Below are 22,831 nucleotides of genomic sequence, written 5' to 3'. Positions count from 1 at the left end.
TTATTTCAGCTTTTTCGCAACATCAGAGATTAATGTTAAGTACTCGTCAATTGTATATTGAATTGATAGCGGGTTTGGGTTACCTGCTGCAGCTAATGGCGTATTATCAGTTATCACGACTACTGAACCATTTTGGATTGCTGGCACTTTTCCTAAAATTGGATCAGCTTGTAATGCAGCTAATGTTTTATCGTCACCATAAGTGATAAAAATTTCAGCATCCTTTAAAGCATCTGCATTTTCAGCACTTAATTCAATATAGAAGCTAGATTTATCTGTAATTTGATCTTTAATACTTTGTGGATACTCCATACCTAATTCCTCTAAAAATTCCCCACGAGGATCTTCTGGCGTATAAATATAAAACTTAGATAGATCTGTTGCATTGAACATAGCAAAAGCAGCTTTTTTACCTTTTAATTCTGGTTTTTCACTTGCCTTTGTAGCAATTAACTTTTCAGTATCAGCAATTAATTGCTTACCTTCTTTTTCCATACCCATACCTTTTGAATTGTATAGGATTTGGTCACGCCATGAAATCACCCATGGAATTTCTGGGTATGCCACAACTGGCGCAATTTGACTTAATGTATCGTAGTCCTCTTGTGTAATTCCTGAATAAGCAGCTAAAATTACATCTGGATTTGAGTCAGAAATTGCCTCGAAATCTAAACCATCAGTATCTTGGTATATATTTGGATTTGTTTCTCCTAACGCTTTTAACTTTTCAGCTGTCCATGGTAGCATGCCGCTTTCATCTTGTACGCCATAGTTTGCAGCTGAGAAGCCCACTGGAACAACATCGAGCGCTAATGCGACATCATGGTTTGCCCATGCAATAGTTGCAACACGCTCTGGTTTCTTTTCAATCACAGTTTCCCCAAAAGCGTGCTTAATTACGATTGGATACTGTGTATCAGTAGCCTCTGAATCTGACTTTTCCGTTGAACCTTTTGAATCTGTAGACTCAGTGCCAGATTCTTTATCAGCGCATCCCGCTAAAGCAAAAGAAAAAACAGCTATTAATAACATTGCAAATAATGAATAAAAACGCTTTGAATTCATGTTAGAATTACACTCCTAGTAAAAAATAATTGATAATGATTATCACTGTCGATTGTAGTATATAATCATTACAACTATATTTCAATAGATTATTTTTTATATTAAAAATTGCGAATACTAAGCATTTTTTCTTTTGCTCTTATATATATAGTAGATTCTTTTCGTGCTATTGCTATAAAAACATAATTGGTTTGCATAATAGTTGAATGGTTACGCTGATTTAAAACTTCGATAGATTGTTTGAAGTGATAATATGAAGAAGTAAGAAGTGGTTCTAATTCGAAAAATGGGGGGCTTCCATGTCAGAAAAAGAACGAGAAAGTTTAAAAGCAAAAGAACAGCAAAAAAATCCTGGTGGTGCGTTGAACAGTGCAGCAGCTCAAGCTCATACAGGTGCACCTAGCAGCGGCTGTTTAATTAATATTGGTTCGATAGTCATTATAATAGTTATTATTTTGTTGGTAAGGGCATGTGCAAATTAAGGTTAAGATTCTAACCTCTCTGTATTTTTTTAAAAGGGAGGTTAGTTTTTGGGGGATATTATACGTTTTGATGTAAAAAGGTTTTTGGTGCTTGGTGATGCTTTCTACTGTTAATTAAAGTAATACAGTGAGCCAATCGTTCAATACCGAATTTGATTTGGCTTTCATTCACTTGAGAAATACATAATCGCACAATATTTTCCCTTTTATATTCTTGCAAAAACATTCTAGAGGCATCGTCTACATAGATTTGTTGCTCGTTCAACATATGAACAATTTGCTTGGCAGTCACATTTTCCGGTAAAAAGATGGATAGATAAAAGCCTGAAGTCGGCTTAGAGAAATAAGTATTAGCAGGTAGTAATAATTCACATGCTTCTTGCAGCGTTTGCATTTTCCTACGGTAGAGTTCTTTAATTTTTTTGAGATGACTATGAAACATGCCATTTTTTAAATAGATTTCTAATGCGCCTTGAGATAAGGCAGAACTATTAAAATCTGAACTAAATTTATAGCGTAAAAAACTGGCAACCATTCGTTCAGGCAGCACGACTGTTGCAATTCTTAACCCTGGAAGGAAAACCTTTGAAAAGCTTTTTATATAAATTACCCTTCCTGAAGGGGCAAACGAAAACATAGGATCGGCCTTCGTGTTTGGATCAAGGTCGCCTAAAAAATCATCTTCCACGATATAGACATCGTATTTTTCTGCTAATTCCACAATTTTTTTCTTCTCATTATTCGTATAACTATGACCAAGCGGATTATGAAATCTTGGTATAACATAAAAAAACTTTATGTCATGATTGCGAAACATATATTCCAATCGATCAAGGTCGATGCCATCCATCGTTAAGTCAATACCGAAAGTAGTAACTTGATGCAAATCAATGGATTCAATTATTCCAAAATAGCTAGGTTGTTCGATTAGAATGTTGCTTCTGCCATTTGGAAAGGGCATAGCAACAAATAAATTTAATGCTTGCTGTGAGCCTGAAACGACGACTAATCTTTCTGGTTGAGTGAATACCTGTAAACTTTGCAAATATGTCGCTAGCTGTACGCGTAATGAATACAGACCTTGCTGATCTGAGTAGGTAAACAGTTCTTCTTTATATTGCTCGATAGCTTGATTCAAGCAATGTTGAAAGTCTACGTAGGGCAGTGCATTTATATCTGGACCAGCAGAATAGAAATCAATAATTTCTTGCTCATGCTCGTTGAACTGAAATTCATTGACTACATAGTAACCACTTTTAGGGATTGCATAAATAACATGTTCTTGCTCTAATTCTGCATATGCCCTAATAACCGTATTTTTACTACAAGAAAATTGCTCAGATAATTGTCTAACAGAAGGAAGCTTACAGCCTGCATAGAGTTTCCCTGTTGCTAATTGCTCTTTCACTTCCTCTATAATTTGCATGTATTTTGAATTCATCGTTTAATCCTCCTTTATCTGTACCATGACAGATGGGTAAAAAAGCTATTTATTTCTTATATGTGTACCTATTAATATTTGATTATACCAGAACAGCCTTTCAAAGCTTAAGAGCTGGTACAGATTAAGGAAGGGGAGTGGCTGCATGCAAGTTGAGAATAGAGGGAAGCTCGGTTTGCTCTTAGGGTTAGTAGGTGTAATTTGCTTTAGCTTAACACTTCCTTCTACAAGCATAGCTGTTGCTTATTTTGGAACGACTGTCGTAGGGCTAGGAAGAACTGTTGTTGCGGCTATTTTAGTAGCTGTTGTTTTTATGATTAAAAAACAACAGCTTCCTACTTTTCGCTAATTTAAAAGTCTACTAATTGTTGCTGTAGGTGTCGTTTTCGCTTTTCCGCTGCTCACATCTTGGGCAATGGAATCTTTGCCGGTATCTCATGGGGCTGTGGAATTAGCGTTATTACCATTATCAACAGCTGGATTCGCAATGTTTAGAGCAGGTGAAAAGCCATCTTTAAAATTTTGGATGTCGAGTTTAATTGGCTCATTAGCTGTTATTGTATACGCCATTCATCTCGGACTCGGTCAATTACAATTTGCTGATCTAGCTTTGCTAGCAGCAGTAATTATACTCGGCCTTAGTTACGCAGAAGGAGGTTTATTGGCAAAAGAATTAGGTAGCTGGCAAGTAATTGCATGGGCAATTATGATAGGCGCGCCATTTTTCGTTATACCAGTTGCGCTACATCTAAAAACCGAAATGCTTCATGCACCGATACATGCTTGGATTAGCTTTATGTATCTCGCGGTAGTTAGTCAGTTTCTTGCATATGTAGCTTGGTATAGCGGAATGGCAATTGGCGGAATAGCAAGGGTAAGTCAAATCCAATATTTACAGCCATTTTTAATGATATTATTTGCCACTGTATTTCTAGATGAAGCCATCACTTGGTTTACCCTTACGATAGCAGTTATCGTTGTTATTGCTGTTTTAGTAGGAAAAAATGCGCCAATTAAACAATGACAAGAAAGAGACGGTATCTTTATATGTTGGATACAGTCTCTTTTTATTTATATTATTTTTCAAGTTTAATATAAGGGACGATTTGTGCAGTGGCACCAATGGAGACTCCGCGAATAATATCTTGCTGTTCTAACGCTTTAAAATGTGCATTTGCCCGCTAACCATTACCCTGAAACACTTCCTCTTCTAAATTGATAATATAGGAAGTTAATACATTTTCATTTTCCATTTTTTTCCTCCCTACACTTTAACAACGAATGAACATTTAAATATGTATACACTTCATTTATTTTAAATAAGATATTTTGGTATATGTGTAAATGCAAAGAAATTTAAACGGGGTGTTTTGTGAAAATACTTTTATTTTCACATATAGTAAAGTCCAAAACATGTTCAATTCAATTTTTTCATACTATAAGTACATGCTTAGTTTCGGAGGGGGGTTATATGTTTTTTCTGAAGAAGGGCTTGGTCATCATAATAGGTAGTATCTGTATTTCCGTAGGCATTAATCTATTCTTAACACCCTATCAAATACTAGATGGAGGCGTTGTAGGGGTAGCGCTCATTTTGTACTATTTGTATAAACTGAAAATCGGGCTAATGATTATTATTTTAAGCATCCCGATATTCATCATTGCTTGGTTTAAATACAGAACCTATTTTTACAATAGTGTGCATGGGTTAATTGGCTCGTCTTTTATCATTGACCTTTTGAAGCCTTTAAGAAATCTAGTTCAAATCGATGCCATTTATAGCGCGATATTAGGAGGGATTTTAGTTGGTTTTGGCATTGGTTTAATGCTTCGATTTCAGACAAGCACTGGTGGGACAGATCTTGTTGCACAGTTTTTATGTGATAAAACAGGCATAAATGTAGGGGTTCTTATTTTTTTTATTGATTCAATTGTTATTGTTTTAGGAGGGCTGCTTTTGTCTTCGAATACATTAATCCTTTCGATCATTACCGTATTAGTAGTCGGCATTACTACAAGTATGATAACCAGTCACGCAAAATAAAAAATAGCTTCAGCATAAACTGAAACTATTTATAGGGGAGCATGATTGTCAGTTATTCATTATCCGTTTCTTTGGATAGGCGGGCTTCACTTCAGCAATTAAAATAGCTAGTAAAATTAACACTGCTCCTATAACCATTTGGCTTGTTAGTACTTCATGTAAAAATATTACCGATAACACCATTCCGAAAAAGGATTCTGTTGACAGGATAATGGCTGCCTTTGTAGCAGACGTATATTGATTCGCCACGTTTTGAAAAAGGTAAGCTATAGTAGTTGAAAAAATACCTAAATAAATGAGTGAATAGATAGCTTCTTTTTCAAGAGAAGCGGGAATATCACCTTGACTGACAACGACCAAAATACCGATAGCGGAGGCCGTAATAAATTGAATAATTGTTAGAGCTATTGCATCTTCTTTTTGAACAAAAAGGTTTGTACAAAAGATATCAAAGGCAAAGGCAACAGCACAGGCTAAAGAAAGTGCATCGCCTATATTCATCGTTAAGGAACCTTGTAATGATAAACAGCCGATTCCGACAATGGCAATGATGGAGCCGATGATTTCGTATCCATCGATACGGCGTTTATAAACAGCATAGGCAATGAGTGGAACGACAATCACATTAACAGCGGTTAAAAATGCATTTTTAGAAGGAGTTGTATATTGTAAACCAACCGTTTGGAGTGCGAAGGCAATATACAATATCGTTCCTAGTAAAACACCTTTCCAAACAACTGATTTTGTTGCTTTTTTTAATTTGTATCCAAATATTACAGTTAGTATAATCGACGCTAATAAAAACCTTCCTGCCATTACTTGATAAGCAGTTAAATATTCTAGTGCAATGGCCGTTATAACAAATCCGCTGCCCCACACGATAGCGGTTGTCAGAAGCATGCCATCAGCTATGTATTGTTTCATCTTTCTTCCTCCTTACTCCAATAAGAATAGCATGAGAAGAAAGAAAATAATTTGACTTTAATTCTAAAATTTCAGGCGTTTTTTTGTACTTATTCCAAAGCTCTATTTAATCTGCTATTTTGCTATGTAATAAGTACAATTTAACGGCTGCCGATAAGCGTTCATAAAATACATAATCATTATCTAACGGTGCTACTAATTGGCGTATTTTTGTCATGCGATATCGTATAGTATTTGGATGGCAAAAGTGTGCTACTGCTACTTCTTTAATATTACCCTTTTTCGAGATATAAGTGATTGCAGTGTTGATTAAATCTACATCTGATTTTTCATCAAGTAATGGTCCTAGATAGTCATTTACATAGTTCATAACGAAATGTGGGTCTTTCCGATGTAATTCAATAAGTAGAATATCTGATCCAAGATGAGTGTAGTGACAATTAGGGGTCATATCCATGTCAGCCATAATGCGGGCAATAAAAGCTTCTCGCACTGCAAGGTGAAGCTCAGTTTGTGTGACATGTACTTGACTATAACCAACAATCAGCTCATCGGTTGATATATCATACATTGTGAGCCATTCATTAAGAAATTTCTCGAATTGAAAATGCTGTGATTGATTTGTCACTAAAATGAAGATGCTGTTTTTATATTTACAAATTACGCCTGATTTTAATAGTAGCTCTAATTGTAAAAATGGTTGCATCCATTCATCATTTGTTAATGACTTCATCTGAAGATTCGCTACGAACATATATTTTTCAAATGGCTTGTTCAATTGTTGTAAAAAAGATGTAATTTGTTCATCAGTAACTTCTTCATTAATAAGGCGTTTCATAATTGTTTCTAAAAAGAATGCATAGTCTTGTGTTTTTGCGTATGCCATTGTTTCTAAAATGATTTTTTCGAAAAATTCATCTCCACCGAATCGCAATATCGGGAAATGATGTGCGTTTGCTAAAGCGAGTACCTCTTCTGGTAAATCATTATAAATAACGGGCTTATAAGCTAATGCACTAGCTTCTAACTGAATAAGGCTTTTTACAGCATTTAATAAATAATCGGGTTGTTGTTTTGCAAATAATAAACTGCTGAGTATTACACTATTTGGTGTAAATATCGTTTCTCGAACAGTTTGAATATCAGGCGAAAATTCAAAATCTAGAATTTCAACATTTTGGACAGGTTTATGTAAACCGTTGCTACCTGCAACTACTGTAAAATCCTTTGTAATAGGCAATTGCAAAAAGTTTTTTACGTTCATTAGGGAATCTAGCAACCTTTCCAGTAATTTATTATTAAGTATCGTACCATCATTTTAAGATAAATGAATATAGTTGTTGGCTTTTATTTGCAATGAATAAAAATAACCGCCCACGAATGGACGGTTACATATTTTTTAAATGTTAGCAAAAAGGTTAGGCTTTCGATTTTTTAATGGATTTGTTTGCTCAATTGCATAGCCTACGTTTAGGATACGACCTTCGTTAAATGCGGGTCCAATAATTTGTAAACCAATTGGTAAATTACCTTTGAATCCACACGGAACAGAAAGTGCTGGTAATCCAGTTAAGTTACTTGGCCCAGTGAAACGAATAATATTGTCGATTAAGTCGACCTTTTCGCCGTTTAGCTCTGCAAAGTCATCGCCAATCGTATTCGCAACAATTGGTAATGTCGGTGAAATTAAGACATCCACTTGATTGAATATTTGCGTAAACTCTTGTTTAATTTGTCTACGTACTTGTTGAGCTTGTAAATAATCAACAGCTGACGGTAATTCACCTAGCTCAAATAACAGACGAATATCATCACCGAAATCTTGTGGTCTCTTTTGTAAATCTGAGTGATGGATTGCAGACGCCTCAGATAGAGAAGTAACGAGCTCTGCCCATTCGGCATATTGCAAGGATGGGATTTTAACAACTTCCACCTTCGCTCCTTGGTCTACTAGATTTTGAATACTTGCGCGAACCGCACGTTCAACGTCTGAGTCAACGCGGTTAAAGAAATAATCCTCATTAACACCAATGACTAAATCTTTTACATTACCAGAAAGCTGATTTAAATAACTATCTACTGGTACATCTACACATGTAGGGTCTCGATGATCGAAGCCTGAAATAATCTCCAGCATAGCTGCAGCATCTTTTACCGTCTTTGTCATAGGTCCAATATGATCTAAACTCCAAGCAAGCGGGTAACATCCATATTTACTTACACGACCATGAGTAGGTTTTAAGCCAACAATACCACACGCTGAAGAAGGGATGCGGATAGAACCTGCTGTATCTGTTCCCAATGAGGCTACACTTGCACCTGCCGCTACTGCTGCTCCTGAACCACCACTTGAGCCGCCAGGAATTTTATCAAGATCCCATGGGTTACGTACAGGTCCATAATGAGGATTATTATTTGTAATGCCCCAAGCGTATTCATGCATACTTAATTTCCCTGTGAAAATAACACCTGCATCCCGAAGCTTTTCAACAACGGTCGCATCATAATTTGAGACGAAATCTTTATGGATTTTTGAAGACATCGTCGTTATTTTATCTTTAAAGTATAAATTATCTTTTAGAGCCATCGGAATTCCATGGTACATTCCTCGGTAATTTCCATTTAAAATTTCTTGCTCTGCCAATTTAGCATTCTCTATAGCCTCTTCGTGGTAAAAGGCCATGTAAGAATTAATTTTTGGCTGGCTTTCTTCAGCAAAGTTTAAAATTTCTTTCGTCAATTCGACAGGAGAAAGTGTTTTGTTTTCGATTAATGGCGCCAGTTCTTCTACAGATTTTAAATGTAAATCAGTTTTCAATGTGGTCACCTCCAGGTATATTGCGAATAGCAATATCCGCATCATCAATTGCAATGCCTTCTAAATTGCTACGAAGTGATTGCATACTTTCCCACCGTGTTTTTAGTAGTTCAAGGTGTTCAGATTTTGCTGTAATTCCTTTGTTCTCCAATAGTTGTTGAATAGACAAGCTCATTAACATGATCCTCCCTTGAAAAATAATTTATCTCAATAGGTTGTCCTATAAAGACCTAAGAAAAAAATTTACTAGCAAACTATAATTTTCAGAAAAGAAAGAAAAATGCCACTACTTTAATCATAAGTTAACAAAAATATTTGTCAAGGTGCCTGTCACTCAAACAATTCTGAATTTTGACAGTGCGAAAGTGCCAGTCACTCAAACAATTTGCCTGCGGAAAGCGAAGTCCATTTTTACGATGTCTAGAAATCAACTTTGTTCTTTTTACAACTACTTCACAGCACATTTACAAAGAAAGCTTACAATAAAACTAATAACCAATTTAAGAGGTGTGAAATGGAGTCTGCTGTGAGACAAAACGTAAAAACAAACAGTTTCTTTTTATATTTAAATCATTTATATGAACAGCATCAAAACAATACTTTATATATAAAACGTTTAAAGACATTGAAAAAAATTATAGAGACTAAAGATTTACATACTTTTTTTCAACCAATTATGAACTTACAAACGAAAGAAACAATGGGATTTGAGGCGCTGAATCGACCGACGCCTTCCGATTTATTTAGTAGTGTCGACCAATTTTATGAATTTGTAGGGCAAACGGACTGCGTATTTTTATTTGAATGCTTTTGTCGTAACCTTTCATTGCAACGTTTCAAAGAGCGTCTTCATGGAGAAATGCTAAATAAAAATTTTATGCTCTTTCTCAATATCCATCCGAACGTCTTACTAGATAAGAAATATAATAGTGGTGAGACATTACAATTGTTAAAAGAGCTAGGCATTAAGCCGCAGCAAGTAGTGTTTGAGTTAACAGAGCGCAGTGCTGTGTTAGATTTTGTGGAGTTTGAACGAGTATTATCACATTATCGTTCACAGGGCTATCGTATTGCGGTGGATGATATGGGATCGGGCTACAATAGCTTAAAAACACTTATTTATTTAAAGCCCGAATTTATTAAGTTGGATCGCTCATTAATTCAATTTATCGATAAAAACAGTGAGCAGCAGCAGCTTGTGACCTTACTTATGACGTACGCAGAGCAAGCAGAAACGAAAATTATTGCAGAAGGTATTGAACGGCAAGAGGAGCTCGATTATTTACAAGACATTGGCATCCATTATGCACAGGGATATGCAATAGGGAAGCCATCAAAAGACATACATTTTGGGGAAATAAGGGTGGATGACTATGCAGATAGGGGAAGTCATAGAAAACGTTCTTAGTATTGATGAATTTGTAAAAAACAAAGAAGTAGATTTACTTTTTACGAGCAATCCATCATTGCGCAGTGTTGTTGTTGTAAGAGATGGCAAACCAATTGGACATATTACACGCACACATTTCTATCAAAAAATTGGTACACGTTATGGTTATAATTTATTTATGGGGCGGCAAAATCAACTTATTATGAAAGAAAACCCTCTAATTGTAGATTGTAGTACACCTATTATTGAAGTGAGTACGGATGCGATGGACCGACGAGCAGAGGACCTATATGATGATGTCATTGTCATTAAAAAAGATTTATATTTTGGTGTAGTTAGTATTAGAGAACTGCTGTTAAAGCTGGTAGAGACACAAGTAGCTATTGCAAGCTTTTTAAATCCTCTTACAAGCTTACCTGGCAATAAGTTAATTGAAGAAAAACTAGAAAAGGCACTACTGCTTGAAAAATATAGCCTAATTTATTTTGATTTAGATCATTTTAAAACCTATAATGACACCTATGGTTTTAATAGAGGAGATAAGATTTTGCTCTATTTAACAGATATCCTTAATAGAAACATTACAGGAATAGAAGATTTTTTAGGACATATAGGTGGCGATGATTTTGTTGCTATTCTCCCGCATTATGAAGTAGCTAGCATTTGCCAAACGATTATTGAAGAGTTTGATGCCCAAATAATTGATTTTTATGAGCTTGAAGATTTGGTGCAATTACAAGTCCCAAATAGAGTTGGGAAATTAGAGCATTTTACATGTACATCGTTGTCCGTTGCTGTTATTACAAATGAGTATCAGCAATTTACTACAGTTAATCAGTTGTCAGATGCAGTAACACGTTTAAAAAAAGAATGTAAAAAAATTTTTGGAAGCTGTTATTTAATTAATGACAAAAAAACCTACCTCGTGCACTAAACGAAGTAGGTTTTTATTATGCAATACTATTTTAATAGAAATCTTAATAAGCGCTCCAACCAGCATCAGCAGCTAAGGCTACACCATTAATAAGAGCAGAATCTTCAGAAGCTAAAAATAGGGCAATATTTGCAATGTCTGAAACCTGACCTGCTTTTGGCATAAGTTGAACGCCACGCACAGATTGTTGCATACCAAATGGGTCTACATTAGTCATCGTTGCTGCAAAACCTGTTTCTACATGTGCTGGTGCAATCGCGTTGCAACGGATGTTTTGCGTTCCATAGTGAGAAGCAATATTTTTCGTCATACCAACAACTGCATGTTTAGCAGTTGTATATGCTAGTCCACCGCGACCACCCGTTAATCCAGCGATAGAAGCCATATTAACAATCGTTCCTCCGCCATTTTCGATAAATATTGGTAATACATGTCGAATTGCACGCATTACACCGCTTACATTAATGTCCATAACACGTTGCCATACAGCATCTTCAACATTTGCCGCTGCCTGCATATTGTCACCAACTCCAGCATTATTGACTAAAATATCTATACGACCAAAATGAGCTACGGTATTAGCAATCATTTTTTGGATATCCTCTTCTATAGCGACATTTACTTTGACGCCAAATGCCTCAAAGCCAGCATGATTAAATTCAGTAACGGTTGCATTTAAAGCGTCCTCATTGAAGTCGGCAATGACAACCTTTGCACCTTCTTGTGCATATTTACGTGCTATTTCTTTACCGATTCCTGCCCCACTACCTGTAATAATCGCCACTTTATCTTGTAATTTTCCCATAAACATTTGCCTCCTTAAAATCGGTTTACTTTTAAACTAATTTGATTGTATTCCTTTTCAGCCGTTTAATCAAAATAAATAAACCGCTTACATTTATAAAATTATTAATCTTAATAAAACATACTTGAATAATAGGGATTATAAGTATATAATTCGGTTTACATTATTATAAAACATCTTAGGAGGCCTTCTATTGTCAACTTTACAAGTTATTCTTAACGTAGCGCTGTTACTTGTGTGCGTTGGGATTTTAGTTATTATGAACAAAAAACACGTGAAATTTTCAAATCGTGTTTTTGCTGGTCTAGGTTTAGGTATAGCACTTGGTCTAGGACTTCAATTATTTTATGGTATTGATTCGGAAGTTTTAGCCGTAACAACGCCATGGTACAACATCATCGGTACTGGTTATGTAAAACTGCTACAAATGGTGGCAATGCCATTAGTGTTTATTTCTATTTTGATTGCCTTTACGAAAATGACAATTGGCAAAAATTTTGGGAAAATGGCTGCGTTAATTTTAGCCATTTTAATCGGTACTACAGCTGTATCTGCAGCAGTCGGGATTCTTTCAGCAACAATATTTGATTTAGATGCTACTCAAATTATGCAAGGCGATGCGGAAACAGAGCGTGGAGCATACCTAGAAGAAAAAACAACAGGAATGGCTGCACCAGATTTACCAACGCAAATTATTGAGTTATTCCCAGCGAATCCATTCCTTGATTTAACGGGTGCTCGCTCAACATCTACAATTGCAGTAGTAATTTTCGCAGCATTTTTAGGTTTTGCCTATTTACGTGTCGCTCGAAAAGATGGAGACATGGCAGCTACCATTAAAAAAGGTATAGATGCTATACACGCGTTAATAATGGGTGTAGTAACAATTGTTTTACGTTTAACACCTTATGGTATTTTAGCAATTATGGCACGTACAGTAGCAACATCTGATTTTGGGGCAATTTACAACTTAGGTAAATTTGTTATTGCTTCTTATGTTGCATTAATTATTATGTTCCTTGTTCATTTACTAATTCTTTCATTAAGTGGTTTAAATCCATTTACGTATGTGAAAAAATCGCTTGAAACATTATTATTTGCCTTCACTTCACGTTCAAGTGCAGGAACGTTACCGATGAATATTAAAACGCAAACAGGCAGACTTGGTGTACCAGAAGGTATAGCGAACTTCGCAGGCTCATTCGGTTTATCAATTGGTCAAAATGGCTGTGCAGGTGTTTATCCAGCAATGTTAGCAATAATGATTGCACCAACGGTTGGTATTAATCCACTAGATCCTGTTTTCATCATTACTGTTATTGCAGTAGTAGCGATTAGCTCGTTCGGTGTAGCAGGTGTTGGTGGTGGTGCGACATTTGCAGCGATTCTTGTGCTATCAGCGCTTCACTTACCGGTTGCACTTGCAGGTATTTTAATTTCAGTTGAGCCATTAATCGATATGGGTCGTACTGCACTAAATGTAAGTGGTTCAATGACGGCAGGTGTTACAACTGCTCGAGTAACGAAAGAATTAGATACAGAAGTGTATAATAATAAAGCAGTTAGTGCACAAGTAGCTGATTTATAGTTTTTTTAAAAAGTGATAAAAAGTATGCTAAGTTGATTTTTAGCATACTTTTTTTGCGTTGAATTGGGTTTTAGATTGCTAGGGATGTAGGGAGGGGGGAACGTTACGGGAGCATTTCCTCAAGGAGAATTGTGTGAGTGCCTGGCACTTGTTTCTGTGGCATGCTCCATGTCAGCCGATAAGAAGTGCCATTTTCGCCCTATAAAGCGTCCCTGGACTTGAAATTAACAGCTAGGAATGCAAAGAGAGTACGGTAACGTATTAACGTTCTCATACTCTCAGCTTGTCGACAAAAGGGATTAAGAATAGAAATCTTAATCCCTTTTATTATTTTTATTGTAAAAAATGGGTTCTTACTTTCGTCTTGCCATACGCTTCAAGCATCCCCTCTCTATGAAGCTGTTTGCCATGTCCAAGTAGCCATTATAGTAGACTGCTAGCAATACACATAAAGTTGATTGGAGTGGAGGGGGGCGACTCCAATCAGAACGCACAGTACGTAAGACGCAACAGACCGCGCGTTAGCGAGGGTTGCGGCTTACGATGTGACCGCGGAAAGCGCCCGCCCGTAGCGGAAATCAACGGCAGTAGTCATCCCCTTTATTAGTTTTAAATAAAAAAAGACTATAGACAAGTTCGAAAAACTTCGAGTTTGTCTACAGTCTGAGAGTACGGTAACGTATTAACGTTCTCGTTCTCTCTATTTTTTCAAAATACCTTAATAAGTATTTTTTATATTTTCGGTGCTCTTAGCTGTATCATTAATGTATTTTGCGATGCTGTGGTTGTCAGCTGTGATGTTTTCAATCGATGCATTCATTTGTTGTAATGTTGCAGTTGCTTCCTCGATAATCGCAGCAAAGTCATTTGTCGATGTGTCGACATTTTGGCTGTTAACAGCTACTTCGTTTGATAGATGCTCAAACTCATTAAATTTAGTTTTTAATGAATGTAAAATTTCGCTTAATTGTATAAAGTTTGTGTTTACTAGCTTTGTAGACTCTACACTTTGATGTAATGTATCACTACTCTTGTTCATGTTTATTTGTGCCAATTTATTCGTTGTATTGACATCCGTTAAATTCTCTGTGATTTTGACAGTAATATTATTCGTTAAATCTGCTAAATTTCTTATTTCTTGAGCTACAACAGAGAATCCTTTACCAGCATCCCCAGCACGAGCCGCCTCAATAGAAGCATTCAAGGCTAATAAATTTGTTTGTTCAGTTATTTGTTGAATATCATTGGCAAACTGATTTGTTTCTTCTATTTTCCCAGTTAAAGTTTTGAAGTTATCACTTAAGTTCGAAATAACATTTTGAAGACTATTCATTTCAGTTGTAAGATGATGGATTTTATTTTGGCCTTCATCTGCTAGGTTGCTAGATTGAACAGAGTCATCTATTAAGCGGGCTGTTATTTCATTCATTGAATGGATTGCCGTTAAGTTATTTTGCGCACTGTCTGCTATTTTAGAAATTTGTTCACTTTGTATCATACTACCTGTTGAAACTTCATTCATAGCTATTTGAATTTCTTCTTGTGATCTTAAACTTAACTGAACTTTATCGTTAATTTTACTAATACTTTCAGCAATAACGCCAATTTCACGTTCCAAATGAATTTTATGCTCTTCTTTTGTTTTAGCATCTGCTTCTGCAATTTCACTGTACTCTTGTAGCTTTTTAAATTGGTTTTGATTCATACGAATTAATATTGTTAACAGGAAACCAGTGAATAGATAAATGATAACAAATGAACTTATATTTCCAGAATAATACTCAAAGGAAGGAGAAGGGAAAAGATAAACTAAAATAAGTGTTACTAACCCTAAACTATATCCAATACTAAAAATTTTGTTATTAAATTGAACAGCAGAAAATACTGCAAAGAAAAATATAGAAAGAGCAGTGGATAGGTCCCCACCATAAATCATTACTAAACATATGTTGAAGATATTCATAATGATAACTATTAAATATGGGAAAACAATTTCTTTCTTATAACGGTTACTAACTATGTATATCAATGGGTAAAAAATGATTTGCATGCTATAAAAAAGGATAATCCAAAAATCAGGTTTTAAAGATATTGAGCCTACTAAACCTAGAATCGTGGAAGTTAAATAAGTGAAAAGCATTAGTTTATTTTTATTTTTCAAGTCCATTAACTTTAATTGCTCAATCATGTTGCACTAAAGACCTCCTATTATTTTATTATTGTGAAATAGTTATTAATCACTAATTAAGGAAATGGTTTCCCGTTAAACTAATGATTAAGATTGATTATATTAATTTTAGTAGGAAGTAGTAAAGACTTATTTTTGAAATCCACTGATGTTAGTTAGAACTACCTAGTTAAAAATTGCAAAAATAGAGCGGAAAATAAAACCTAAAAAATTAAAGAAAAGGTTTTGTCAAGTGTTTTTTGTTTAAAAAATAAATATTCTGTGAAATTAATTAATTTAATATTAAACAGTTTAGTGTTAAAATAAATTGCAGGTCACAAAAGTTTCATAATTATTGGAGGTGTTTATGTGGGGAGAAAGCAAGATAAAGTCTAGTGTAGCACGGTTTTAGAGGTTAAATGATCAACTGCGAAATTGCTTGCAGAAATGTCAAAAGTAAGCTACCGCAGATCTAAATAAAAAGAGTGTAGGAGCATTTTGAGATGTCAGTGCGCAAGGATTCCACGTCATTTAATCAATTTAAAGGAAGCCGTAAATTCTTTTTATAAAGTAGATCTTACTTAAATGTTGTGCATATAGCTTAGTCTAATAGTGCAAGTTAAGTAATGTAAATATACAACAAATTATCAATCGTATCATTGCATAAACGTCAAATTACATCCGAAAGGCGAAATTTGTAGTTTTATGTAAAATAAAGTCTTTTAAATAAAAGGAGAAATAGGGAAATGAGTGCTAATAAGAAAAAGTTTCACTTTGCATGGCTAGTTTTAATCGGTCTATGTATTACAGTTGGTTTAGCTAAGTCTGGACTAAACAGTTCAGCAGGACTATTCTTACCATCAGTATCGGAAGACATTGGTGTAGGTCTAGGGAATTTAACGTTATATCTAAGTATTTCATCAATCGTGACGATGATCTTCTTACCAATTGGCGGGAAGTTAATGGCCAAGTATGATACGCGTATTTTACTTGTTGTTGCGATTATTTTACAAGCAGGTTCATTTGCTCTATTCGGTATGATGAGCTCTGTGTGGGGCTGGTATATTCTTGCGATTCCACTAGCTGTTGGTGGTGTATTAATCACAGTTTTAGCAGGTCCAGTATTAATCAATCAATGGTTTAAACAACGCAGTGGATTAGCTTTAGGTATTATTACTGCATCAGGTGGTTTAATTGGAGCTTTCTCATCTCCGATAATTGGTAACTTAATTGCTAATCAAGGGTGGAGAAGTGCTTATATTATGGTAGGTGTTGCAGCTATCGTAATTATTGTTCCGACAATTATTTTCTTTTTAAGAAAATCACCTCAAGATAAAGGTTTATTACCTTATGGTGCTGATGACACAAACAATAGTGAGAAAAAAGTAGAAAAAGATACTAGCGATTCTGGTATTTCATTCGCAGATGCTAAAAAATCATTAGCATTTGCATTATTACTTTTGTTCTTCTTTATTATTACGTCTGTTGCAAGTTTTTCAATTCACATTCCAACATATCTTGTGAATCAAGGATTTAGTGTGAAATTTGCTGGTAATGTTATGTCTGCTTTAATGGTCGGCGTACTTTTAGGTTCTATTCTCTTTGGTTATTTAATTGATAAAATTGGTGCTAAAAGCACGACAATTATCGCTATGTTAATCGGGTTAGTTTCTATGTTATTATTACTATTCTTTGTACAAAGTACAATTGCAATTGTGGCAGCTGTTGGCCTATTTGGTTTCGTATCAGCTTGTATCGGAACATTAGCTCCTGCTATTACTTCTGCATTATTTGGTAATAAAGATTACAGTCAAATTTATTCAACTGTATCTATCGGCTTGGCAGTAGCGGGTATTATCGCACTACCAGCATATGGCTATATTTTTGACTTTACAGGAAGCTACACACCTGTGTTATACATCATTGTGATCATGATAGTTATTAATATTATTGCTGTATTAGTTGCTTTCGGCAATAAAGAAAAAATGGTGAAAGCTGGCTTGTGGAAATAAGTCATACCATCATTAAATGAATAAATGCTTTTAAAACTACACCTCACTTGTTGGACAAGGGGAGGTGTAGTTTTTGCTTTTGGAAGACTAGTTTTAAGATTAATTGTTTTATAAGTTTCTTTAAAATTTGCTACGCTTTCCGTACGTTTTTATTTAGAGAATTCAAAATTGTTTGAGTGCCTGGCACTTAAACAATTTTTACGTAAAAATCTTTACCATTTATAATGTCCGTCAATTCAATATCGTAATGAGCTTTATAATAGTCATAAATATTGCGTGCTAAACCGGAGTGTCCATTTAAATAAGTTCCCTTTTTAATCTCTTTTCGTGGATTATGGAAATCAAAATATAAGCGTGAATCGTGGCACATTGCATTTAAAATGGCGTTAAACTCTTGTTCCTCAATATGAATCCCTCGCGTATACTGGCACTCACGACGATACGTATCGTGTGAAATATTCACAGGAGAAGGCTCTAGAATCATTTCGATTTTTCTATTCAAATGTCAACAGCTCCTTTCAAAATAACTACAAGTACTATTCCTTCTATTATAAAATTGTCAGAAAATTATATCAATATTTATCTGTATTAAAGATTTTTGTCTATCTAACTTGTAGGGGGAGATATTCGATTATCTACCAATCCTGCTGTTGTTGCTGTATTTCCTCTGCAATTACCTGAAGATCGTAGGAGTTGATTGTTAGAATAGCATAATCGTGATTTTCCATATATTTTTCGGCTAAACGCTTCATATACTTTGGGGAGCCCTCATTTTCTTCATCATAAACTAATAGCAAGCCGTCTGTGTTTTGAATAATAAATTTATCTTTTTCAGTAAACTGCCAAGGAGCCTCATACGGCTTTTTTGTCACACTTGTTACAAAGTCTGCCTGAGCAATTAGTGACTGATATTTTTCTTGTTTTATTTCTTGCCAGTTCTTTTCTTGTTCTAAAAATGGGGTAATGATTGCATATTTTAAATTAGGAAATTCTTCTTTTAACGTTAAGACAACCTCTGCACCCCATGTTTCAACACCTTGTTGACCACTAATAATGACCCATTCCAAACCTTCATCCAATAAGGCTCTTAAGCGGCTTTCTAATGCTTTTTTAATAATGGGGATACCGGGATGCTTGTCATTAAAAATACCAAGTTCGTGTGGTTTATAGCCTGTAATAATAATTCGCTGTAACACTAAAACGCCCCCTAAGCTGTTTTTATGTATCAACAGTATACAGCAGGGGGCGTATGAAAACGAATGGAATGAGGTGATGCAACGCAATTGATTTACCTAGGTACTTTTAAATAATAAGGCTATTTCCAAGAAAGTATTTAATGTTTAAACTGCAAAAAGTGTTAACACTAAAGCGACAGTGGAGCAAATGCCTAGAAACCACCAAGTGTCTGTGAAATCCTCTTTAGAGCGGCTATTCATGAGAAATACTCCCCTTTTTGTTTATTCGTCCATTCCAAGACCAATTTGTCCATATTCGAAGTGCCGCTTCAAATGGACCACGTTTAAATTTTTTAAAATAAGCAATGCTCAAAACACATTGCAAGCTATATACTACGAGTCCAAAAATAATGCCGCCAAACACACCTATCTTACTAAATAAACCCAGTCCATATCCGTAAAATACGGTCGTGCAAATAATTGTTTGTAATAAATAATTAGTCAGTGATAATTTGCCTACACTTTCAAAAGCAGGGCAAAGATGTTGTATAGGTCGTGTTTGGAATAGTAAAGCAGCTAAAAAAATATAACCAACTGCTAACAGCTGAGAGCCACCTATGAGCAACATAGTAGAAAAGTTGCTGGCTATAAAGCTTATACTTTTACAAGTGATTCCTATGGGTACTAATAATGAACCAAGTACATACCATTTCCTCTTATTTTGCATATTTTCAAAGGCATGATTTTTTGCAAGACCCATACCAAGAAGAAATAATGGAGCGGAAAATAACGGACCGAATATGATCAAACTATAGAAGAGAAGTGGATCATCCGAGCCAGGAGGCATAACGTTTAAACGGAAGTCATAAATATCGTGATAGCTTCCATTTGCATAGATGGTATTAGCTTTATTCACGTATATTTCCATTTCTTTCTGTTCTTTTGTAGATATATCATCAGAGGCATATGTTAAAGCTGTCGCCACTAAAAATAATAAGCTACCCCAAATAAATAATGTTTTTGGTTTGCGATTTATGAATGGAACTAAAAATAAAGTCATAAATCCATAAAATAGTAAAATGTCGCCTTCCCATAAAAATATAGAATGGAGCAACCCAAGTGCAATTAGTCCTGTTGCACGACGTAAAATAGACCAGCGGCTTTTACCTTTTTTGTTACGGATAGACTGTATAAGTTTAATAAGGGAAAAGCCAAACAACATAGTGAAAATGGGCATAAAAGAGCCTTCAATAAAAACCTTAACAAAATATAAAGCACCATTATCAATAGTTGATAGATGATCTAGTTTATCTTTGCCATAAATGCCAAACTGAAAAATAAGCAGATTAGCCATTAAAATGCCAAATAAACTAAATCCGCGAAGTGTATCTATAAAGCGTACACGATTTACTGTCATTGCCTTTTCTCTCCTTAATTGGTTAACTTATATATAGTGTAGTTGGTAAATCTTATAGTGAAATAACGGCTACCTTAAAATAATCTTAAAAGTAGGTGACGTGATGCACGAAGCGGCAATATTCGTGTTAGAGGATGAACGAGCCATTGCGGATATGATCGAAATTATTTTAAGAAAAGAAGGAATTTCAAACATTACGCTATGCACTACTATTGCTGAAGCAAAAACAGCAATGGAGCGTAATGTTTTTGATTTTTACTTATTAGATATTATGTTGCCGGATGGTAGTGGGCTTGATATCGCCAATGTTATACGAACGCAAAGTGATGCGCCGGTATTCTTTTTAACAGCTAAGGGTAGTGACGCAGATAAGATACGGGGATTTATGAATGGGGCAGATGATTATATTACAAAGCCATTTAATCCGCTAGAGCTTGTAGCGAGGGTGAAGGTGCAGCTTCAACGCTATATGAGGCAAAAAAATGTACTTGATAGTCATGTATATTCCTATAGCCGTTTTACATTTGATATTGATGCAGCAGAAATAACTGTGAATGGTACGACCGAATTGATTAGCGGTCGGTTGTTTTACTTGTTGAAGTATTTATGTGAAAACGAGGGGCAAGTATTATCCAAGGAGCAAATCTATGAGCGTGTTTGGGGCGATAGTCTGTTTGACGATAATACAGTAATGGTTCACATACGAAAGCTACGTGAAAAAATAGAAAAGAACCCCGGCAAACCGACATCCATTATTACAGTAAGAGGAATTGGTTATAAATTGGTTGGAGATGGCCAATCATGAAGCCAACAGGGAAATTATCACTTCGTTTTGTATCCTATTTCATTATATTTTACTTACTTATTATTTCAGGTTTTATAATCAGTTTGATATTTTTTGCAATCTTTATTAATGAACGTGTCGGGGATAATATTCATACGATGAGTTCCTCTGAAATTGAAGATAATGCAGTGAAGGAAAAGGGCCAAACTATTAAAATAGCAGACTTCTTGGTCAAACGTGCGCAGGACAATGCCGGACAGTTATACTTATTCAATGACGCCATGGACATTGTCGATTTTACAGGAGATACTTGTGAACTGTGTGATATGACGGATTATGAAATTATGGCACTGAAACGTCCAGGAATGCATACGTGGGAAATGCCAAAATATTACTTGTTGTTTTTACCTACATCCCTTGTACAATCAATCTTTAATGATACTTTGCAGGTGATTAGTGAAAAGAAAGAATTCCCCTCGGAATTACTCCAACGCGTACAAGCTAATAATGCCGCTATAGAAATATATAATGAGCACTGGGATCGCGTAGAGGTGATTGGTGAACGTTATAAGAAATTACATAAGCCTCAGTTGCTAGAGGAGACGTACGACATATTTGAGCAGGCGGAGCTTAAGCTCAGTACAACTTTAGAAGATAGTTCAACGCTCGTAGTTCGTATGCCTAACCCAACTTACAAGCCGTTTGAAGAGCCTTTTAATAAAGCAATGATGATATTTGTCTCCATATTTTTTGGTGGTCATAGTATTTTGTTAATAGGTGTTATCGTGTTATCTATTAGTATTTCTGGACAATTTGTTCGACCACTTGTATATGTTCTTTCGCGAATTGAAAGACTAACCCAGTTTGATTACCGTGAAGTAAGTGATAAAAAAATCCACCATCGAAAGACAGGGAAACTGAAGAGGAAATTTAAGTTATTTCAACCTGTTGATGAATCACTCAATCATTTATCTGAACGACTTGCTTCAAATGAGAGACAAATCAAGCAAGCGGAGCAATTACGTGAGGAGTGGATAACAGGCTTATCGCACGATTTAAAGACACCATTAAGCTCTATTTACGGGTATTCAACGATGCTTGCTTCTGAGGACTATGAATGGTCAAAAGAAGAGATGCGAATCTTTGCTAATACAATGCGTGAAAAGGCAACATATATGGACTTGCTCATACAAGATTTAACCTATTCCTATCAATTAAAGAATAAGGCAATACAGCTCGAAAAAGTAACGTTAGCGCTTGCTTCATGGTTACTTCAGTTCGCAGATGAGCAAGTGACTATCAAAGTATATGGGGATGTTATGCTTGAAGCAGATGAGCTTTTATTAAAGCGTATATTAGATAATCTAATTACGAATGCTAAAAAATATACACCTGAAGGAACCGAGGTTATTGTAGAAGCTCAAAATACAGACACATGTATTAAGTTAACTATTGTTGACCAGGGGCCGGGTATTCCACAAGATGAGTTAGATACCCTTTTTGACCGTTATTATCGGGGTACAAATACAACTGATGATGCAACGGGTACAGGTCTAGGCTTAGCCATTACGAAACAGTTAATTGATTTGCATAATGGAACTATTAGTGTCAGTTCGGATACGAATGGAACTGTTTTTGTCTTGAAATTCCAAAATGAATAAAAGGGTTTATGCTAAAGTTTAAGAAGCGATAACGTTTATTCTGTTGTTGCGCTTTAAGTGACCCATCTATCTAGTTTCTCTGAAGCAGCCTATGTGGAGAGGGGAGCTTCCTTCCTATGAAAAT

At 35.4% G+C, this 22,831-nt stretch carries 19 protein-coding genes and 1 pseudogene; 9 read left to right on the top strand and 11 right to left on the bottom strand.

Annotation, left to right across the window (positions count from 1 at the left end; all coding sequences use genetic code 11):
* Complete coding sequence (locus ACQKNX_RS17660; RefSeq protein ID WP_427430008.1) at positions 1 to 1,065, bottom strand: iron-siderophore ABC transporter substrate-binding protein; 1,065 nt, start codon at positions 1,063 to 1,065, stop codon at positions 1 to 3.
* Between the two features lie 299 nt (positions 1,066 to 1,364).
* Here ACQKNX_RS17660 and ACQKNX_RS17655 point away from each other — a divergent pair, with 299 nt between their 5' ends.
* On the top strand, positions 1,365 to 1,547 hold the full coding sequence (locus ACQKNX_RS17655; RefSeq protein WP_427430007.1) for a DUF6366 family protein: 183 nt from the start codon (positions 1,365 to 1,367) through the stop codon (positions 1,545 to 1,547).
* A 58-nt stretch (positions 1,548 to 1,605) separates the two neighbouring features.
* Here the strand turns inward: ACQKNX_RS17655 and ACQKNX_RS17650 are convergent, their stop codons facing one another.
* Positions 1,606 to 2,988 carry a PLP-dependent aminotransferase family protein gene (locus ACQKNX_RS17650; RefSeq protein WP_427430006.1) on the bottom strand — a complete coding sequence of 461 codons (1,383 nt, stop codon included), beginning with the start codon at positions 2,986 to 2,988 and terminating at the stop codon, positions 1,606 to 1,608.
* 145 nt (positions 2,989 to 3,133) lie between these two features.
* Between ACQKNX_RS17650 and ACQKNX_RS17645 the strand changes: the two are divergent.
* A pseudogene (locus tag ACQKNX_RS17645) lies at positions 3,134 to 4,012 on the top strand (DMT family transporter).
* Between the two features lie 447 nt (positions 4,013 to 4,459).
* Positions 4,460 to 5,032, top strand: a complete 573-nt coding sequence (locus ACQKNX_RS17640; RefSeq protein WP_427430005.1) for a YitT family protein — start codon at positions 4,460 to 4,462, stop codon at positions 5,030 to 5,032.
* A 48-nt stretch (positions 5,033 to 5,080) separates the two neighbouring features.
* On the opposite strand, the gene ACQKNX_RS17635 is transcribed toward ACQKNX_RS17640, so the two are convergent.
* The 4 genes from ACQKNX_RS17635 to ACQKNX_RS17620 form a co-directional block, all read right to left on the bottom strand.
* The gene (locus ACQKNX_RS17635; RefSeq protein ID WP_427430004.1) at positions 5,081 to 5,956 is read right to left on the bottom strand and encodes a DMT family transporter; all 876 of its coding nucleotides are present in this window, start codon (positions 5,954 to 5,956) and stop codon (positions 5,081 to 5,083) included.
* Positions 5,957 to 6,062: 106 nt separating this feature from the next.
* Entirely contained in the window at positions 6,063 to 7,220 is a 1,158-nt protein-coding gene (locus ACQKNX_RS17630) for a PucR family transcriptional regulator (protein WP_427430003.1), read from the bottom strand.
* Positions 7,221 to 7,355: 135 nt separating this feature from the next.
* Positions 7,356 to 8,774, bottom strand: a complete 1,419-nt coding sequence (locus tag ACQKNX_RS17625; protein WP_427430002.1) for an amidase — start codon at positions 8,772 to 8,774, stop codon at positions 7,356 to 7,358.
* Positions 8,764 to 8,949 carry a hypothetical protein gene (locus ACQKNX_RS17620; protein ID WP_139860532.1) on the bottom strand — a complete coding sequence of 62 codons (186 nt, stop codon included), beginning with the start codon at positions 8,947 to 8,949 and terminating at the stop codon, positions 8,764 to 8,766. The genes ACQKNX_RS17625 and ACQKNX_RS17620 overlap by 11 nt, the downstream gene beginning before the upstream one ends.
* A gap of 339 nt (positions 8,950 to 9,288) precedes the next feature.
* Between ACQKNX_RS17620 and ACQKNX_RS17615 the strand changes: the two genes are divergently transcribed.
* Together ACQKNX_RS17615 and ACQKNX_RS17610 are read left to right on the top strand one after the other, a co-directional pair.
* The gene (locus ACQKNX_RS17615; protein ID WP_427430001.1) at positions 9,289 to 10,182 is read left to right on the top strand and encodes an EAL domain-containing protein; all 894 of its coding nucleotides are present in this window, start codon (positions 9,289 to 9,291) and stop codon (positions 10,180 to 10,182) included.
* The gene (locus ACQKNX_RS17610) at positions 10,148 to 11,098 is read left to right on the top strand and encodes a GGDEF domain-containing protein (protein ID WP_427430000.1); all 951 of its coding nucleotides are present in this window, start codon (positions 10,148 to 10,150) and stop codon (positions 11,096 to 11,098) included. Before ACQKNX_RS17615 ends, ACQKNX_RS17610 begins: the two co-directional genes overlap by 35 nt.
* A 43-nt stretch (positions 11,099 to 11,141) precedes the next feature.
* Here the strand turns inward: ACQKNX_RS17610 and ACQKNX_RS17605 are convergent, their stop codons facing one another.
* The gene (locus ACQKNX_RS17605; RefSeq protein WP_427429999.1) at positions 11,142 to 11,903 is read right to left on the bottom strand and encodes a glucose 1-dehydrogenase; all 762 of its coding nucleotides are present in this window, start codon (positions 11,901 to 11,903) and stop codon (positions 11,142 to 11,144) included.
* Between the two features lie 193 nt (positions 11,904 to 12,096).
* Here ACQKNX_RS17605 and ACQKNX_RS17600 point away from each other — a divergent pair, with 193 nt between their 5' ends.
* On the top strand, positions 12,097 to 13,491 hold the full coding sequence (locus ACQKNX_RS17600; RefSeq protein WP_427429998.1) for an L-cystine transporter: 1,395 nt from the start codon (positions 12,097 to 12,099) through the stop codon (positions 13,489 to 13,491).
* A 718-nt stretch (positions 13,492 to 14,209) separates the two neighbouring features.
* On the opposite strand, the gene ACQKNX_RS17595 is transcribed toward ACQKNX_RS17600, so the two are convergent.
* Positions 14,210 to 15,679, bottom strand: coding sequence for a methyl-accepting chemotaxis protein (locus ACQKNX_RS17595; RefSeq protein WP_427429997.1), 1,470 nt, complete (start codon positions 15,677 to 15,679; stop codon positions 14,210 to 14,212).
* 725 nt (positions 15,680 to 16,404) lie between these two features.
* Between ACQKNX_RS17595 and ACQKNX_RS17590 the strand changes: the two genes are divergently transcribed.
* Positions 16,405 to 17,670, top strand: coding sequence for an MFS transporter (locus ACQKNX_RS17590; RefSeq protein ID WP_427429996.1), 1,266 nt, complete (start codon positions 16,405 to 16,407; stop codon positions 17,668 to 17,670).
* 187 nt (positions 17,671 to 17,857) lie between these two features.
* Here ACQKNX_RS17590 and ACQKNX_RS17585 read toward each other — a convergent pair whose 3' ends face one another.
* From ACQKNX_RS17585 to ACQKNX_RS17575, 3 genes are all read right to left on the bottom strand, one after another.
* Positions 17,858 to 18,172 (bottom strand): hypothetical protein, encoded by a 315-nt coding sequence (locus ACQKNX_RS17585; protein WP_401019589.1) that lies wholly within the window; start codon positions 18,170 to 18,172, stop codon positions 17,858 to 17,860.
* A 133-nt stretch (positions 18,173 to 18,305) separates the two neighbouring features.
* Positions 18,306 to 18,866: an SLOG family protein gene (locus ACQKNX_RS17580; protein ID WP_427429995.1), complete on the bottom strand. Its 561-nt coding sequence runs from the start codon at positions 18,864 to 18,866 to the stop codon at positions 18,306 to 18,308.
* Positions 18,867 to 19,098: 232 nt separating this feature from the next.
* On the bottom strand, positions 19,099 to 20,262 hold the full coding sequence (locus tag ACQKNX_RS17575; RefSeq protein ID WP_427429994.1) for a DUF418 domain-containing protein: 1,164 nt from the start codon (positions 20,260 to 20,262) through the stop codon (positions 19,099 to 19,101).
* Positions 20,263 to 20,365: 103 nt separating this feature from the next.
* Here ACQKNX_RS17575 and ACQKNX_RS17570 point away from each other — a divergent pair, with 103 nt between their 5' ends.
* Entirely contained in the window at positions 20,366 to 21,067 is a 702-nt protein-coding gene (locus ACQKNX_RS17570) for a response regulator transcription factor (RefSeq protein ID WP_427429993.1), read from the top strand.
* Entirely contained in the window at positions 21,064 to 22,707 is a 1,644-nt protein-coding gene (locus ACQKNX_RS17565) for a sensor histidine kinase (protein WP_427429992.1), read from the top strand. The genes ACQKNX_RS17570 and ACQKNX_RS17565 overlap by 4 nt, the downstream gene beginning before the upstream one ends.
* Positions 22,708 to 22,831 lie beyond the last annotated feature (124 nt).

The organism is Lysinibacillus sp. NPDC093712, assembly GCF_050280025.1.
Classification (GTDB): domain Bacteria; phylum Bacillota; class Bacilli; order Bacillales_A; family Planococcaceae; genus Lysinibacillus.
The sequence above is the reverse complement of the archived record's forward strand: the minus strand, read 5'-3'. Positions and strand labels throughout refer to the sequence as shown.

What these genes read in the sequence shown, in the direction of transcription:
- ACQKNX_RS17660 (WP_427430008.1), bottom strand. Translation starts at nt 1,065, where the DNA reads ATGAATTCAAAGCGTTTTTATTCATTATTTGCAATGTTATTAATAGCT.
- ACQKNX_RS17655 (WP_427430007.1), top strand. Translation starts at nt 1,365, where the DNA reads ATGTCAGAAAAAGAACGAGAAAGTTTAAAAGCAAAAGAACAGCAAAAA.
- ACQKNX_RS17650 (WP_427430006.1), bottom strand. Translation starts at nt 2,988, where the DNA reads ATGAATTCAAAATACATGCAAATTATAGAGGAAGTGAAAGAGCAATTA.
- ACQKNX_RS17640 (WP_427430005.1), top strand. Translation starts at nt 4,460, where the DNA reads ATGTTTTTTCTGAAGAAGGGCTTGGTCATCATAATAGGTAGTATCTGT.
- ACQKNX_RS17635 (WP_427430004.1), bottom strand. Translation starts at nt 5,956, where the DNA reads ATGAAACAATACATAGCTGATGGCATGCTTCTGACAACCGCTATCGTG.
- ACQKNX_RS17630 (WP_427430003.1), bottom strand. Translation starts at nt 7,220, where the DNA reads ATGAACGTAAAAAACTTTTTGCAATTGCCTATTACAAAGGATTTTACA.
- ACQKNX_RS17620 (WP_139860532.1), bottom strand. Translation starts at nt 8,949, where the DNA reads ATGAGCTTGTCTATTCAACAACTATTGGAGAACAAAGGAATTACAGCA.
- ACQKNX_RS17615 (WP_427430001.1), top strand. Translation starts at nt 9,289, where the DNA reads ATGGAGTCTGCTGTGAGACAAAACGTAAAAACAAACAGTTTCTTTTTA.
- ACQKNX_RS17610 (WP_427430000.1), top strand. Translation starts at nt 10,148, where the DNA reads ATGCAGATAGGGGAAGTCATAGAAAACGTTCTTAGTATTGATGAATTT.
- ACQKNX_RS17605 (WP_427429999.1), bottom strand. Translation starts at nt 11,903, where the DNA reads ATGGGAAAATTACAAGATAAAGTGGCGATTATTACAGGTAGTGGGGCA.
- ACQKNX_RS17595 (WP_427429997.1), bottom strand. Translation starts at nt 15,679, where the DNA reads ATGATTGAGCAATTAAAGTTAATGGACTTGAAAAATAAAAATAAACTA.
- ACQKNX_RS17590 (WP_427429996.1), top strand. Translation starts at nt 16,405, where the DNA reads ATGAGTGCTAATAAGAAAAAGTTTCACTTTGCATGGCTAGTTTTAATC.
- ACQKNX_RS17575 (WP_427429994.1), bottom strand. Translation starts at nt 20,262, where the DNA reads ATGACAGTAAATCGTGTACGCTTTATAGATACACTTCGCGGATTTAGT.
- ACQKNX_RS17570 (WP_427429993.1), top strand. Translation starts at nt 20,366, where the DNA reads ATGCACGAAGCGGCAATATTCGTGTTAGAGGATGAACGAGCCATTGCG.
- ACQKNX_RS17565 (WP_427429992.1), top strand. Translation starts at nt 21,064, where the DNA reads ATGAAGCCAACAGGGAAATTATCACTTCGTTTTGTATCCTATTTCATT.